Here is a 12,490-nt window from a genome sequence, read left to right as displayed (position 1 = left end):
CGTTATTGCCGCCGCCGCCGTTATTGCCGCCGCCGCCGTTATTGCCGCCGCCGCCGTTATTGCCGCCGCCGCCGTTATTGCCGCCGCCGCCGTTATTGCCGCCGCCGCCGTTATTGCCGCCGCCGCCGTTATTGCCGCCGCCGCCGTTATTGCCGCCGCCGCCGTTATTGCCGCCGCCGCCGTTATTGCCGCCGCCGCCGTTATTGCCGCCGCCGCCATTATTGCCGCCGCCGCCATTATTACCGCCACCGCCGTTATTGCCGCCGCCGCCGTTGTTGCCACTGCTGCCACTCAGGCCGCCGTCGTTGGAATCACCGTCGCGGTCATTGGTCGCCGTCGTTGCAGTTGGAAGGTCGGTCAGAACGGCCGCGAAAGCAGGGCAGCTGTCGAGCGTCCGGGCCAGAATGTCATCGAAATCAGCGCGGCGTTGAATGTAACGCAACATGCGTGTGTCAACGACTGTGCAATCACACAGGGTTTCAGTTGAAACAGATTGCTTGGCTGTTTTGATGTTACATCTTTCCGCATGAGCCGCGCTGGCGGAGATCAGGGGAAAGGTTGCAGATAAAAATACTATAGATAATAAACGGGATTTCACGCGCATGGCGCCACTCCTTCAATACTCGTTACTAACACTTGCACAAACTTGTCGTGCCACACGTTTTAGGTACTATAATTGTGCCACACTTCAACCATAATTACACCTGCTTTGCGTCACATTTTCAAGAGGCGTTCACCCAAAATTAATATTTGGAATATCCTTTGGCGAAAGAAAACGGATAAAAAACAAAGAGAAAGCCCGCCAAAATGGCGGGCCCCAAGAACTCCGAAACACTCAATCCGGAAGCAAATATGTCACGAATGCGTCATTGTTTCCAAAGTGTGAACTATATCACTGTCAGAACTAAGCAGATTTCGCCATACGTTTACGTTCGTGAGGATCAAGAAAGCGTTTGCGTAGACGAACCGCGTTCGGAGTGACCTCGACCAGCTCATCATCGTCAATATAGGCAATCGCCTCTTCCAACGAGAACTGGATATGGGGTGTCAGCCGAACTGCATCATCGGATCCGCTGGCCCGAACGTTGGTAAGTTTTTTACCTTTCAGAGGGTTAACCTCAAGATCGTTGTCACGAGAATGCTCTCCGATCACCATGCCTTGATAGACGTCTGTTTGAGGTGAAACAAACATGCGGCCACGCTCTTCCAGGTTCCATAGCGCATAGGCGACAGCCTGACCGTTTTCCATCGAAATCAGAACCCCGGCGCGACGTCCGGGGATCGGTCCTTTGTGCGCCGCCCAGCCGTGGAACACGCGGTTCAGGACACCGGTTCCGCGTGTGTCTGTCAGGAATTCGCCGTGATAACCGATCAACCCACGCGAGGGGACATGGGCGATGATCCGGGTCTTGCCGACCCCGGCGGGGCGCATCTCAGCCAGTTCGCCCTTGCGTGCACCCGTGATCTTTTCGATGACCGAGCCTGAGTATTCGTCATCCACATCGATGGTGACTTCTTCAATCGGTTCAAGGCGTTGTCCGTCTTCTTCGCGGAACAGAACCTGTGGGCGCGAGATGCTGAGTTCGAACCCTTCGCGGCGCATGTTTTCGATCAGAACACCCATCTGCAGTTCACCACGACCGGCAACCTCAAAGGCTTCGCCGCCGGGGGTGTCAGTGATGCGAATGGCGACGTTAGATTCAGCCTCTTTCATCAGGCGGTCGCGAATGACACGGGACTGTACCTTTTTGCCGTCACGCCCGGCCAGTGGCGAATCATTGATGCCGAATGTCACCGTGATGGTTGGCGGATCGATGGGTTGCGCGGGCAAGCCCTCTTCGACCTGGGGTGACACCAGTGAGTCGGCCACAGTGGCCTTGCTCATACCGGCGATGGTTACGATATCGCCGGCCTCGGCCACGTCGATTGGCTGTTGCGCCAGACCGCGGAACGCCAGAATTTTCGACGCGCGAAAGTTCTCGATCAACGTGCCATCCCGGCTGAGCGCCTTGAGGTTGTCACCCGCCTTCAGCGTGCCGCTTTCGACACGGCCGGTCAGAATGCGCCCGATGAACGGATCGCTGCCCAGTGTTGTGGCCAGCATGCGAAAGGGTTCGTCCTTGTGTTCGATCTGCTGCGGGGCAGGGACGTGGTCCACGATCAAGTCGAACAGAGCAGAAAGGTCCTTGCGCGGCCCGTCCAGTTCCATATCCGCCCAGCCGGACCGTCCCGATGCGTACATGGCCGGAAAATCCAGCTGGTCGTCATCAGCACCCAGATTGGCGAACAGGTCGAAACATTCGTCCAGCGCGCGATCAGGTTCAGCATCCGGTTTGTCGACCTTGTTCAGCACCACGATGGGACGCAGGCCCAGCGCCAGCGCCTTGGACGTGACAAACTTGGTCTGCGGCATCGGACCTTCGGCGGCATCGACCAGCAGGACAACGCCATCGACCATACTGAGGATACGTTCGACCTCACCGCCGAAATCGGCGTGGCCAGGGGTGTCGACGATGTTGACGCGCGTGCCGTTCCACTCGACCGATGTGGCCTTGGCCAGGATGGTGATCCCACGCTCGCGCTCCAGATCGTTGCTGTCCATGGCGCGCTCTGCCACGGCCTGGTTTTCCCGGAACGCGCCGGATTGTTTGAGCAGCTCATCCACCAGGGTCGTCTTGCCGTGGTCCACGTGAGCGATGATTGCGATATTGCGCAGGTCCATGAGAGGTCAGCCTTTGAACGGGAAGTTGCCGCGCGCATAACGCGGCACGGCAAAATATACCAGCCCTAACCGGCGATCAGTGCCCGGCAGTCTTGGAAAACAGGTGAATGATCAGGATTCCACCCAAAATCATGGCAAGACCAAGAACCGCTGGCCAATCAAGTTTCTGCCCAAAGGCGATATACCCGATGATCGCTATCAGAAAGATGCCCAGGCCCGACCAGATAGCGTAGACAATGCCAACAGGCATGAAACGCAAAGTCAGGCCAAGCAGATAGAAAGCGATCCCGTAACTGATCACAACCAGAACCGAGGGCCAGAACCGACTGAACTGCTGACTGGCCTGCAGCGCGGTGGTGCCGATGGTCTCTGCGGCAACCGCCAGCAACAAAATCAGATAGGCTTTGGGCATGTCAGAAATCTCGTTCTGGGTTTTGTTTGGTTGATCACAAAACGCAGTTCTGCGGCAAGAGAATTTTTGGATATCTCAAGAGTTAGCGATTGCGATACCCGAAATCTGGGGCAAACAGTCAGGTCAGGATAACCTGACTATTTTCTCAGCTGTGTTTGTGTTATCAGTGTATTGTTTTTAATGATTTTTTGTTTGGTGAGTATTTCCAATGACGTTATTTGCTAAATCCGTCATCTTTGTTTCGGCACTTATTGTGGCGCTTGGGTGGCTTGCTGACGGGGGGTCCGTCGACAAAAATGCAGCCAAAATTGTTGATCGGTTGAATAGTACACAGGTTTAGGCGCCAGCCGAAAACGGGAAAAGAGGCATTCGTGCCTCTTTTTCTTTGCGGGGCGTCAGACGCGGATTTCAGCCGTAAAGTACGCCACAAGCTGAGGGCGCAGCCAAGCCCATAAATCGGGTGCACCCCGTTGAATGGGATTGCCGACGCGCTCTTCGATTTGTGCGAAGGTGACGTCATAATCCACCCATGATCCACCTCCGGTTTCAAGGTTGCCGATGGGCGTCTGAATCCGGTCGATTGCTTTGGCAAAGCGGGCATCCTGGCTGTCGGCGGCTTCGAACTCCTGCCACAGGGCCAAAAAGCTGACCCTCTGATCCGTGGGCAACATTCCGAACAACCTGTTAGCCGCCGCCTGTTCTTCAGCTTCTTGCGCCGCGTGGTCGACCTGACCGTGGATCGGGTGGTCACCGGCATCAATCTCTACAATGTCGTGCAGCAACAGCATTTTCAGGACACGGTCGATAGAGAAACCGGGCGTGGCGTATTCACACAGGACCCAGGCAAACAGCATAATGTGCCAGGAATGCTCGGCCGAGTTTTCGAAACGCTGATCAGACAACAAGCGCGAGGCGCGGTAGACCGACTTTAGCTGGTCCGTTTCCGCCAAAAAGGGCAGGCGGGACGAGAATGCCGACTGTGCTGGGGCCTCGCCGATCAACAGACGATGCGCCGCGTCATAAGCCTGCGGGAGTGCCGTTTTCAGATAGGCCGCACGCCCGCTGTTCAGATTGTTCTGGACGATTGCAAGGTGTTCAGGGTTTGGCGCGGGCGAGCACAAGACCTGAAACATCGGTTGGCACCGGTCGAGGTGCTTGGCGAATTTCGCGTCCGGGGTCCTGTCGGCCTCAAACTCTTGCCACAAGGCCAGGAAACTGGCGGCTTGATCCGTGGGCAGCAGCCCGAACAACTCTGCTGCTGCGGCTTGTTCGGCCTGTTCCAGAGCCTGCCAGTCTGTCTGCAGGTGAATGGGATGGTCACCGACTACGATTTCCACCAAATCATGCAGCAACAGCATCCGGATGACCCGGTTAATGCTGACATCTTCATCCGCCACGGGTTCCATTACCAGAGCCCACAAAGCCAGCTGCCAGCTGTGTTCGGCGGCATTTTCAGGGCGGGACTGGTCCAGCAGGAAATTGGCGCGATCAACTGACTTGAGCCTGTCCGCGCGTTTCAGGAATTCAATCTGCGCGGACAGTCTTTCGGTCATTGTTTTTCGATCGCTTTCGTCTTGGCTCGATGCTCGGTCAGTTTCCGCACCACGAATTGCCGGGCTTTGCGCTCGGCCAGTCGCACGCGGATTTCGGTCAGGAACGCTTCTTCCAAGGTTTGAGAGGACGCGCCCAAAAGCTCGCCCACTTCAACGAAAAAACGGTCATTCCCGGTCTCATCCATCACCTTCATCGTGTCCTCGGCCAGTTTGGCCGCAAGGGTGATGATGGTATCGGACATCAGCGTGTGGTCTCGGTCAGGCGGCGTTTCACATAGTCGCTGACATCGGTGATCATCGTATCCATATGGCGGTCCTGGAAGAAGTGATCGGCTCCTTCAACTTCGTTATGGGTGATTGTGATTCCCTTTTGCTCATGCAGTTTATTCACAAGCGAGACGGTGTCTGCGGGCGGGGCCACGCGGTCGGACGAGCCGTTGATGATAAGGCCAGATGACGGGCAGGGTGCCAGGAACGAGAAATCATACATGTTCGCCGGCGGCGAGACACTGATGAACCCGGTGATTTCCGGACGGCGCATCAATAGCTGCATGCCGATCCACGCCCCGAACGAGAACCCGGCCACCCAGCAGTGTTTCGAGTTGTTGTTCATCGACTGCAGATAATCCAGCGCCGACGCCGCATCGCTCAGCTCGCCCACGCCTTGATCGTATTCGCCCTGGCTGCGGCCGACGCCGCGAAAGTTGAACCGCAACACGGTAAAGCCCATGTTGTAGAACGCGTAGTGCAGGTTATAGACCACCTTGTTGTTCATGGTCCCGCCGAACTGAGGATGTGGATGAAGCACGATAGCGATCGGTGCGTCTTTTTCCTTTTGCGGGTGGTAACGGCCTTCCAGGCGGCCTTCGGGTCCGGGAAAAATCACCTCGGGCATGTGTGCTTTGGTCCTGTCTTTTTCTTCTTGGTGCCGCGAAATACTTGACGGTTCTCGTCAGGCACCTTAGAACGGTTCTAATTGTGATACTATGCGCAAGTCGCTGCCAGTCGGAGATACGCACTGGCGACGGCGGCGTCAATGTTTTCGCGCTGAACCTGCCATGAGGTAAACAAAATGAAGCTGTCGACCAAAGGTCGTTATGCGATGGTTGCTTTGGCCGACATCGCTCTTCGTCCGGCTGAAACGTTGGTCACCCTCAGCGAAATATCTGAGCGTCAGGATGTTTCCTTGCCGTATCTTGAGCAGCTTTTTGTGAAACTCCGCCGTGCAGAGCTTGTGGTTTCGGTGCGCGGGCCGGGTGGCGGGTACCGTCTGGCGCGCCCACCGTCGGAAATTCGCGTGGTCGAAGTTCTGGCCGCCGTGGATGAAACCGTAGACGCATTGCAAAAGGGCGCAGGCGCGTCTGGCGCGTCCTCGGGCAGTCGGGCCCAGTCGCTGACCAATCGCTTGTGGGAGAGCCTAAGCGCGAATGTCTATGTCTTCCTGCATCAGACCCGGTTGTCGGATGTGATCAAGAATGATCTTGCGCCGTGCCCCGCAGTGCCAAGCCTGTTTGCTGTTGTGGATGATTAGGGCAATGCGATCGGATTTAAGGACTGCCGGGTGTTTCCGGGTCTGGGAAAAGATGTATCCATGAAACGTGTATACTTGGATCACAATGCAACGACGCCTCTGCGGCCCGAGGCCCGCGATGCAATGATCGCTGCAATGGATGTCTGCGGCAACCCGTCGTCAGTGCATGCCGAAGGACGCGCCGCCAAGGCTCTGGTCGAACGGGCACGGGCGCAGATCGCGGCAGCCTTTGGGGCCGAGGGGGCGGATATCGTGTTTACTTCAGGTTCAACCGAAGGGGCGTCGTTGGCCTTGGCGGGCCGAGAGATACATGGCGCTGCAATAGAACATGACGCTGTAAGGTCTTGGATTGTTGAAGATCTAGCAGTTTCTTTGTCTGGGGTGGTCACCGTGCCTGACCCGGAAAATGCCACTGTGCAACTGGCCAATTCCGAAACCGGGGTCGTACAGAGTTTACCTGCGGGCCTTGCCGTGACCGATGCCACGCAGGCTTTTGGCAAATTGCCCGTTGCTTTTAACTGGCTGGGTGCGCAGATGGCGTTGGTCTCGGCACATAAGCTGGGCGGCCCCAAGGGCGTTGGCGCGGTGGTGTTAAAGCGCGGCACTGATCTGCAAGCGCAGATCAAAGGCGGCGGCCAGGAAATGGGTCGTCGGTCAGGAACCGAAAATGTCATTGGAATCTCGGGGTTCGGGGCCGCAGCTGAAGCTGCTGCCAAGGATTTGGCCAATGGTGTTTGGGAGCAGGTGAAAGAATTTAGAAATATTCTAGAAATGGCCCTTGAGGCTGGTTCTAAATCTACTATTTTTGTCGGGAAAGATATCGAACGTCTGCCCAACACTTTGTGCTTTGCAACACCCGGCTGGAAGGGTGAGACGCAGGTGATGCAGATGGATCTGGCCGGTTTTGCAGTAAGCGCGGGTTCAGCCTGTTCCAGCGGCAAGGTTCGGGCCAGCGCGGTTTTAACCGCAATGGGATATGACGAGGGGACGGCCGCAAGCGCAATCCGCGTTTCGCTGGGCCCTCAGACGAGTGAAGAAGATGTGCTGCGTTTCGCCGAAACGTGGCTTGAAAAAGAGAAAAAGCATCGCGCGCGTGCTGCGTGATCTGACGGAGGGTGTTTTATGGCCGCTTTGGACCAGACCCAGGTAAAAGAGGGTGTCGATCAGGAAACCGTGGATGCGGTGCGCGAAGTCGGCGGAGCCTATAAATATGGCTGGGAAACCGATATCGAGATGGAATACGCCCCCAAAGGCGTGAACCCGGATATTGTCCGTCTGATCTCGGAAAAGAATGAAGAGCCGGAATGGATGACCGAATGGCGTCTTGCCGCGTTCGAACGCTGGACCCAGAAGGATGAGCCGAACTGGGCCATGGTCAGCTATCCCAAGATCGACTTTCAGGACCAGTATTACTATGCCCGTCCCAAGTCGATGGAGGAAAAGCCCAAATCGCTAGACGACGTCGACCCCAAGTTGTTGGCGACTTACGAAAAATTGGGTATCCCGCTGAAAGAACAGATGATTCTGGCAGGCGTCGACGGGGCCGAGGATGCCCCGGCCGAAGGCCGTAAGGTCGCTGTTGATGCAGTGTTTGACTCGGTTTCTGTGGGTACAACATTCCAGAAAGAATTGAAGCAGGTGGGTGTTATCTTCTGCTCGATCTCTGAGGCGATCCGGGAACACCCGGAACTGGTCAAGAAATATCTCGGGACGGTGGTTCCGGTGTCGGATAACTTCTACGCCACGCTGAATTCGGCCGTGTTCTCGGACGGCTCGTTCGTCTACATCCCGCCAGGCGTGCGGTGCCCGATGGAACTGAGCACCTACTTCCGCATCAATGCGGAAAACACCGGTCAGTTCGAGCGGACCTTGATCATTGCTGATAAAGGCAGCTATGTCAGCTACTTAGAAGGCTGCACTGCACCACAGCGCGATACCGCGCAGCTGCATGCCGCTGTTGTTGAGATCATCATCGAAGAAGATGCTGAGGTGAAATACTCGACCGTTCAGAACTGGTACCCCGGGGATGAGAACGGCAAGGGCGGTATCTATAACTTTGTGACCAAACGCGCCGATTGCCGGGGTGATCGGTCCAAGGTGATGTGGACCCAGGTTGAAACCGGTTCGGCCGTGACATGGAAATATCCGTCGTGCATCCTGCGCGGCAACGAAAGTCAGGGTGAGTTCTACTCAATCGCGATTGCCAACAACTATCAGCAGGCCGACACCGGCACCAAGATGGTTCATCTGGGCAAGAACACCAAGTCACGCATTGTGTCCAAGGGCATCAGCGCTGGCAAGGCGCAGAACACCTATCGCGGACTGGTTTCGATGCACCCCAAGGCCAAAGACAGCCGCAACTATACCCAATGTGACAGCCTGCTGATCGGTGACAAGTGCGGTGCCCACACGGTGCCTTACATCGAGGTCAAGAACAACTCGAGCCGGGTGGAACACGAAGCGACCACATCCAAGGTGGATGACGATCAGCTGTTCTATTGCCGTCAGCGCGGCATGGACGAAGAAGAAGCCGTGGCCCTTGTGGTCAACGGGTTCTGCAAGGATGTCCTGCAGGCGCTGCCGATGGAATTTGCGATGGAAGCTCAACAGCTTGTTGCGATCAGCCTCGAAGGTTCTGTGGGGTAGTCGTGAGCCAGTCCGATTTTCAGAAAAGGATTGAACGCATTCAATCCAATCAAGGTGCCGCAGTATTGATTGGAGGCGAAAGTCTGCAGCCCACACTGCTTAACAGCAGTGGTGGCAGCCGTGTCTTGGGCAGCATCGGAGGACTGCTGTGCTGCCTCCTTGGCCTTGTAGTGAGCACTATTTTGGCGTTCACAGCATCAAACTACGAGAACCTGAAAACGGACGCCGATGAAATGCCGGGGTTTGTGCTCTCTGTATTGGCTGCTGCTGGCGTTTCAGCCCTGACGTTGCTGGTCTTTGCCGTCTGGGGATTGAACGCACTGCTGAGATTCAAAAAAGGGCGGGCGCGAAATGTACTGATCGCCATGTTCTTTGTCGGGATGGGGGTCGCTTCTCTGGCGATGCGAACAGCGGCGATAATGTGATGACGAAAGAATGGGTCGCGGGCAGAACGAATGCCACATGCCCGGACAACAACAATCGAGATTTAGACCTGAGGCGCACTGGGCCCGGTCACCTTAGAAAAGGGTAAGAAATGCTGGAAATCAAGAACCTGCACGTGAAACTTGAGGAAGAAGACAAGGAAATCCTCAAAGGCGTCAATTTGACAGTTGAGGCCGGAAAAGTGCATGCGATCATGGGGCCGAACGGGTCGGGCAAATCGACGCTTAGCTATGTCTTGTCGGGCCGTGATGGTTACGAAGTAACCGACGGTTCAGCCGAGTTGAACGATAAAGACCTGCTTGAGATGGAACCAGAAGAACGAGCCGCTGCTGGTATCTTCCTGGCGTTCCAGTACCCGGTGGAAATTCCGGGCGTCGGCAACATGACCTTTCTGCGCACCGCAGTGAATGCGCAGCGAAAAGCACGCGGCGAAGAGGAAATGTCGGCTGCCGACTTCCTGAAAGAAATCCGCGCAAAGGCAAAATCGCTGAAGATCGACGCCGATATGCTAAAGCGCCCCGTGAACGTAGGCTTTTCTGGCGGCGAGAAGAAACGCAACGAAATCCTGCAGATGGCTATGTTAGAGCCTAAGATGTGCATTCTGGACGAAACAGATTCGGGTCTGGATGTCGACGCGATGAAACTGGTGGCCGAAGGTGTAAATGCTTTGCGCGATGCGGGCCGTGGCTTCCTTGTCATCACCCATTATCAGCGCCTGTTGGACCATATCAAACCGGATGTTGTTCATATCATGGCGGATGGTAAAATCGTTAAAACCGGCGGTCCCGAATTGGCGCTGGAAGTCGAAAACAACGGCTATTCCGACATTCTGGCCGAGGTGAACTGATGGCCCTGCCCGAAGTGAAGCAAACCGCAACAGAGGCGCGACTGGCCAATATGGTCATGCCTGACGCCGGGTGCACCCGTGCCGCGCGCGAAGACGCGCTGGCCCGTGTGTTGGAAATGGGCTTGCCCAGTCGGCGGGATGAGTATTGGAAGTATACCCGCCCCGATACGCTGGTATCGCCCGAGGCCCCGCACGCAGCGCTTTTTAATGCCGATGAGCCGATGCTGTTTGACGAGTTTGATCGCCTGAAAATCGTCTTCGTGGACGGCGTGTTCAGCCCCGAACATTCGGATGATCTGGTTCTGGAAGGGGTCAGTATCGACCGGATCGAGGATATCTGCTGCAAGGACATCCATTGGGCCAAGGAACTGTACGGCGTGCTGGAATCGCATGGACAGACCCCGGTGCAGCGGCCTTTGGCGGCGCTGAATACGGCGTTTGCAGCCGACGGTGTGGCGATCCATGTCACCGGAAAACCCTCCAAGCCGATCAGCCTGATCTACAAGCACCGTTCTGAGTCCTCGGATGCCATGCTGCATCACATTGTTCGCGTCGAAAGCGGCGCCGAGGTGACCATTCTGGAAAACGGCCCGGCGGCCTCGCGTTTTAACAAATGTATTGAGATCGACATCGCTGATGGCGGTGTGCTGCATCATGTACGTGCACAGGGCAGGGATCATGAACGACGCGCGGCCACACATATGTTCACGCGTTTGGGTCAGGACTCGGTCTACAAATCCTTTACGCTGACAGTGAACGGCGTTCTGACGCGCAACGAACAGGTTGTTGAGCTGACCGGTGATGACGCAGTTGCCCATGTTGCAGGTGCTTGCGTCGGCGACGGTGATTTCCACCACGATGACACGGTTTTTGTCACCCATGATGCGGTGAATTGCGAAAGCCGCCAGGTGTTCAAAAAGGTGCTGCGCAACGGAGCTACCGGCGTGTTTCAGGGCAAAATTCTTGTCAAGGAAGGCGCGCAGAAAACCGACGGGTATCAGATCAGCCAGTCGCTGCTGCTGGACGAGGATAGCCAGTTCCTAGCCAAGCCAGAGCTTGAGATCTATGCCGACGATGTCATCTGTTCGCACGGGTCGACCTCGGGCGCGATCGACGAAACGGCCTTGTTCTACCTGCGGTCGCGTGGGATTCTGACCAAGGACGCCACCAACTTGCTGACATTGGCCTTCCTTGCCGAAGCGGTGGACGAGATCGAGGATGCGGCATTGGCCGAAGCCATGGTAGCCCGCCTGGAAGGCTGGCTTTCGCGACACAGCTGATGCCTGTCACTTCGGATATCGTGGCCACGTATCGCGGGCCGGGCCGGGTTGTGCAGCGTTTGTTGGACCTTGGACGACGCGAAGACAGAGCTTTGGTCTTTGTCATGGGCTTTTGCGTGGTGGCTTTCATCGCGCAATTGCCAAGCCTTGCGCGCCGGGCTCATCTTGAAGGGCTAGAGCTGAACATGTTGATGGGCGGAGCTCTGTTGGGGTCGGTCATCATCCTGCCGTTGTTCTTTTACGTACTCGCTTTCGTCTCTTTCGGCGCCGCCCGTCTGGTCGGGGGGCGGGGCTCTGCTTATGGTGCTCGTGTCGCCTTGTTCTGGGCGCTGTTGTCGTCTACGCCTTTGGTATTGTTGAACGGTCTGGTTGCCGGGTTCATGGGCCCAGGTCCTGCGTTGACACTGGTTGGGATTGTCTGGCTTGGTATCTTCGTCTGGTTTTGGCTGGCGGGCTTGGTGCAAGCACAAAGGCAAGCGGAATGAATTTTGTAGCCTTCGCAAACTTGGCGGTCCTGACCCTGACCAATCCCGTGGACGCCGCACGGCAACTGATGGCAATTAAACCCGGACGCGAAGTTCTGTGGTTGGCATTCTTTCTGGCGGTGGTGCTCAATTGCCTGGTTCAGGTTGGGCTTGGTAATTTCATTCCAACCCCGGCGGGCCAAGCCCTGCCGCCACCGGATCCGATTTACCTGATTCTGATCCGTTCGGCCGGGGCGATCTTCCTCAGCATTATGACCTTCCTCTTTTTTGGTCGTCTTCTGGGTGGCGTGGGATCGTTCGATGACATCATGATCCTGACCGTCTGGCTGCAATATTTGCAGATTGCGGCACAGTTTCTGATCCTGATCGTCACAATCCAGCTTCCGTTCCTGATGCTGATGTTCCTGTTGGCGACAGCGGTACTGAGCCTTTACGTGACGCTCCATTTCCTGAATGAAGCGCATAAATTCGGGTCACTTTGGAAATCGTTTGGGGTCATTTTGCTCTCTGGCACTGTCGCTTTGCTATTTGTCCTCATGTTGTCGCCCGCAGGCCCCGTATAGGGAAAGA

At 56.2% G+C, this 12,490-nt stretch carries 14 protein-coding genes; 8 read left to right on the top strand and 6 right to left on the bottom strand.

Going from position 1 to position 12,490, the window contains the following annotated elements:
- From RUM8411_RS22885 to RUM8411_RS18475, 6 genes are all read right to left on the bottom strand, one after another.
- Positions 1-604 (bottom strand): hypothetical protein (locus RUM8411_RS22885; RefSeq protein ID WP_200818607.1); only part of this gene is annotated, 604 nt, incomplete at its 3' end.
- Between the two features lie 300 nt (positions 605-904).
- Positions 905-2,722, bottom strand: coding sequence for a translational GTPase TypA (gene typA / locus RUM8411_RS18495; RefSeq protein ID WP_085824189.1), 1,818 nt, complete (start codon positions 2,720-2,722; stop codon positions 905-907).
- Between the two features lie 76 nt (positions 2,723-2,798).
- A complete protein-coding gene (locus RUM8411_RS18490) occupies positions 2,799-3,134 on the bottom strand; it encodes a DMT family transporter (protein ID WP_085824188.1) in 336 nt (111 codons plus the stop codon).
- Positions 3,135-3,529: 395 nt separating this feature from the next.
- The gene (locus RUM8411_RS18485) at positions 3,530-4,687 is read right to left on the bottom strand and encodes an HD domain-containing protein (protein ID WP_085824187.1); all 1,158 of its coding nucleotides are present in this window, start codon (positions 4,685-4,687) and stop codon (positions 3,530-3,532) included.
- Positions 4,684-4,929, bottom strand: coding sequence for a hypothetical protein (locus RUM8411_RS18480; protein WP_085824186.1), 246 nt, complete (start codon positions 4,927-4,929; stop codon positions 4,684-4,686). The genes RUM8411_RS18485 and RUM8411_RS18480 overlap by 4 nt, the downstream gene beginning before the upstream one ends.
- Positions 4,929-5,582, bottom strand: coding sequence for an alpha/beta hydrolase (locus RUM8411_RS18475; RefSeq protein WP_085824185.1), 654 nt, complete (start codon positions 5,580-5,582; stop codon positions 4,929-4,931). Before RUM8411_RS18475 ends, RUM8411_RS18480 begins: the two co-directional genes overlap by 1 nt.
- A 177-nt stretch (positions 5,583-5,759) precedes the next feature.
- Here RUM8411_RS18475 and iscR point away from each other — a divergent pair, with 177 nt between their 5' ends.
- The 8 genes from iscR (at position 5,760) to RUM8411_RS18435 (ending at position 12,483) form a co-directional block, all read left to right on the top strand.
- Positions 5,760-6,218 (top strand): Fe-S cluster assembly transcriptional regulator IscR, encoded by a 459-nt coding sequence (gene iscR / locus RUM8411_RS18470; protein ID WP_085824184.1) that lies wholly within the window; start codon positions 5,760-5,762, stop codon positions 6,216-6,218.
- A gap of 60 nt (positions 6,219-6,278) precedes the next feature.
- A complete protein-coding gene (locus tag RUM8411_RS18465; RefSeq protein ID WP_085824183.1) occupies positions 6,279-7,322 on the top strand; it encodes a cysteine desulfurase family protein in 1,044 nt (347 codons plus the stop codon).
- Between the two features lie 18 nt (positions 7,323-7,340).
- Positions 7,341-8,864 (top strand): Fe-S cluster assembly protein SufB, encoded by a 1,524-nt coding sequence (gene sufB, locus RUM8411_RS18460; RefSeq protein WP_085824182.1) that lies wholly within the window; start codon positions 7,341-7,343, stop codon positions 8,862-8,864.
- Between the two features lie 2 nt (positions 8,865-8,866).
- Positions 8,867-9,289, top strand: a complete 423-nt coding sequence (locus tag RUM8411_RS18455) for a hypothetical protein (protein WP_085824181.1) — start codon at positions 8,867-8,869, stop codon at positions 9,287-9,289.
- Between the two features lie 110 nt (positions 9,290-9,399).
- Positions 9,400-10,155 (top strand): Fe-S cluster assembly ATPase SufC, encoded by a 756-nt coding sequence (sufC, locus tag RUM8411_RS18450; RefSeq protein WP_085824180.1) that lies wholly within the window; start codon positions 9,400-9,402, stop codon positions 10,153-10,155.
- Positions 10,155-11,435 carry a SufB/SufD family protein gene (locus RUM8411_RS18445; RefSeq protein WP_085824179.1) on the top strand — a complete coding sequence of 427 codons (1,281 nt, stop codon included), beginning with the start codon at positions 10,155-10,157 and terminating at the stop codon, positions 11,433-11,435. The genes sufC and RUM8411_RS18445 overlap by 1 nt, the downstream gene beginning before the upstream one ends.
- Positions 11,435-11,920 carry a YIP1 family protein gene (locus tag RUM8411_RS18440; RefSeq protein WP_085824178.1) on the top strand — a complete coding sequence of 162 codons (486 nt, stop codon included), beginning with the start codon at positions 11,435-11,437 and terminating at the stop codon, positions 11,918-11,920. The genes RUM8411_RS18445 and RUM8411_RS18440 overlap by 1 nt, the downstream gene beginning before the upstream one ends.
- Positions 11,917-12,483, top strand: a complete 567-nt coding sequence (locus RUM8411_RS18435) for a YIP1 family protein (RefSeq protein WP_085824177.1) — start codon at positions 11,917-11,919, stop codon at positions 12,481-12,483. The genes RUM8411_RS18440 and RUM8411_RS18435 overlap by 4 nt, the downstream gene beginning before the upstream one ends.
- Positions 12,484-12,490 lie beyond the last annotated feature (7 nt).

It is taken from the genome of Ruegeria meonggei (genome assembly GCF_900172215.1).
In the GTDB taxonomy this organism is placed as follows: Bacteria; Pseudomonadota; Alphaproteobacteria; order Rhodobacterales; family Rhodobacteraceae; genus Ruegeria; species Ruegeria meonggei.
This window is presented reverse-complemented; position numbering and strand designations above follow the sequence as displayed.

What these genes read in the sequence shown, in the direction of transcription:
- typA (WP_085824189.1), bottom strand. Translation starts at nt 2,722, where the DNA reads ATGGACCTGCGCAATATCGCAATCATCGCTCACGTGGACCACGGCAAG.
- RUM8411_RS18490 (WP_085824188.1), bottom strand. Translation starts at nt 3,134, where the DNA reads ATGCCCAAAGCCTATCTGATTTTGTTGCTGGCGGTTGCCGCAGAGACC.
- RUM8411_RS18485 (WP_085824187.1), bottom strand. Translation starts at nt 4,687, where the DNA reads ATGACCGAAAGACTGTCCGCGCAGATTGAATTCCTGAAACGCGCGGAC.
- RUM8411_RS18480 (WP_085824186.1), bottom strand. Translation starts at nt 4,929, where the DNA reads ATGTCCGATACCATCATCACCCTTGCGGCCAAACTGGCCGAGGACACG.
- RUM8411_RS18475 (WP_085824185.1), bottom strand. Translation starts at nt 5,582, where the DNA reads ATGCCCGAGGTGATTTTTCCCGGACCCGAAGGCCGCCTGGAAGGCCGT.
- iscR (WP_085824184.1), top strand. Translation starts at nt 5,760, where the DNA reads ATGAAGCTGTCGACCAAAGGTCGTTATGCGATGGTTGCTTTGGCCGAC.
- RUM8411_RS18465 (WP_085824183.1), top strand. Translation starts at nt 6,279, where the DNA reads ATGAAACGTGTATACTTGGATCACAATGCAACGACGCCTCTGCGGCCC.
- sufB (WP_085824182.1), top strand. Translation starts at nt 7,341, where the DNA reads ATGGCCGCTTTGGACCAGACCCAGGTAAAAGAGGGTGTCGATCAGGAA.
- sufC (WP_085824180.1), top strand. Translation starts at nt 9,400, where the DNA reads ATGCTGGAAATCAAGAACCTGCACGTGAAACTTGAGGAAGAAGACAAG.
- RUM8411_RS18445 (WP_085824179.1), top strand. Translation starts at nt 10,155, where the DNA reads ATGGCCCTGCCCGAAGTGAAGCAAACCGCAACAGAGGCGCGACTGGCC.
- RUM8411_RS18440 (WP_085824178.1), top strand. Translation starts at nt 11,435, where the DNA reads ATGCCTGTCACTTCGGATATCGTGGCCACGTATCGCGGGCCGGGCCGG.
- RUM8411_RS18435 (WP_085824177.1), top strand. Translation starts at nt 11,917, where the DNA reads ATGAATTTTGTAGCCTTCGCAAACTTGGCGGTCCTGACCCTGACCAAT.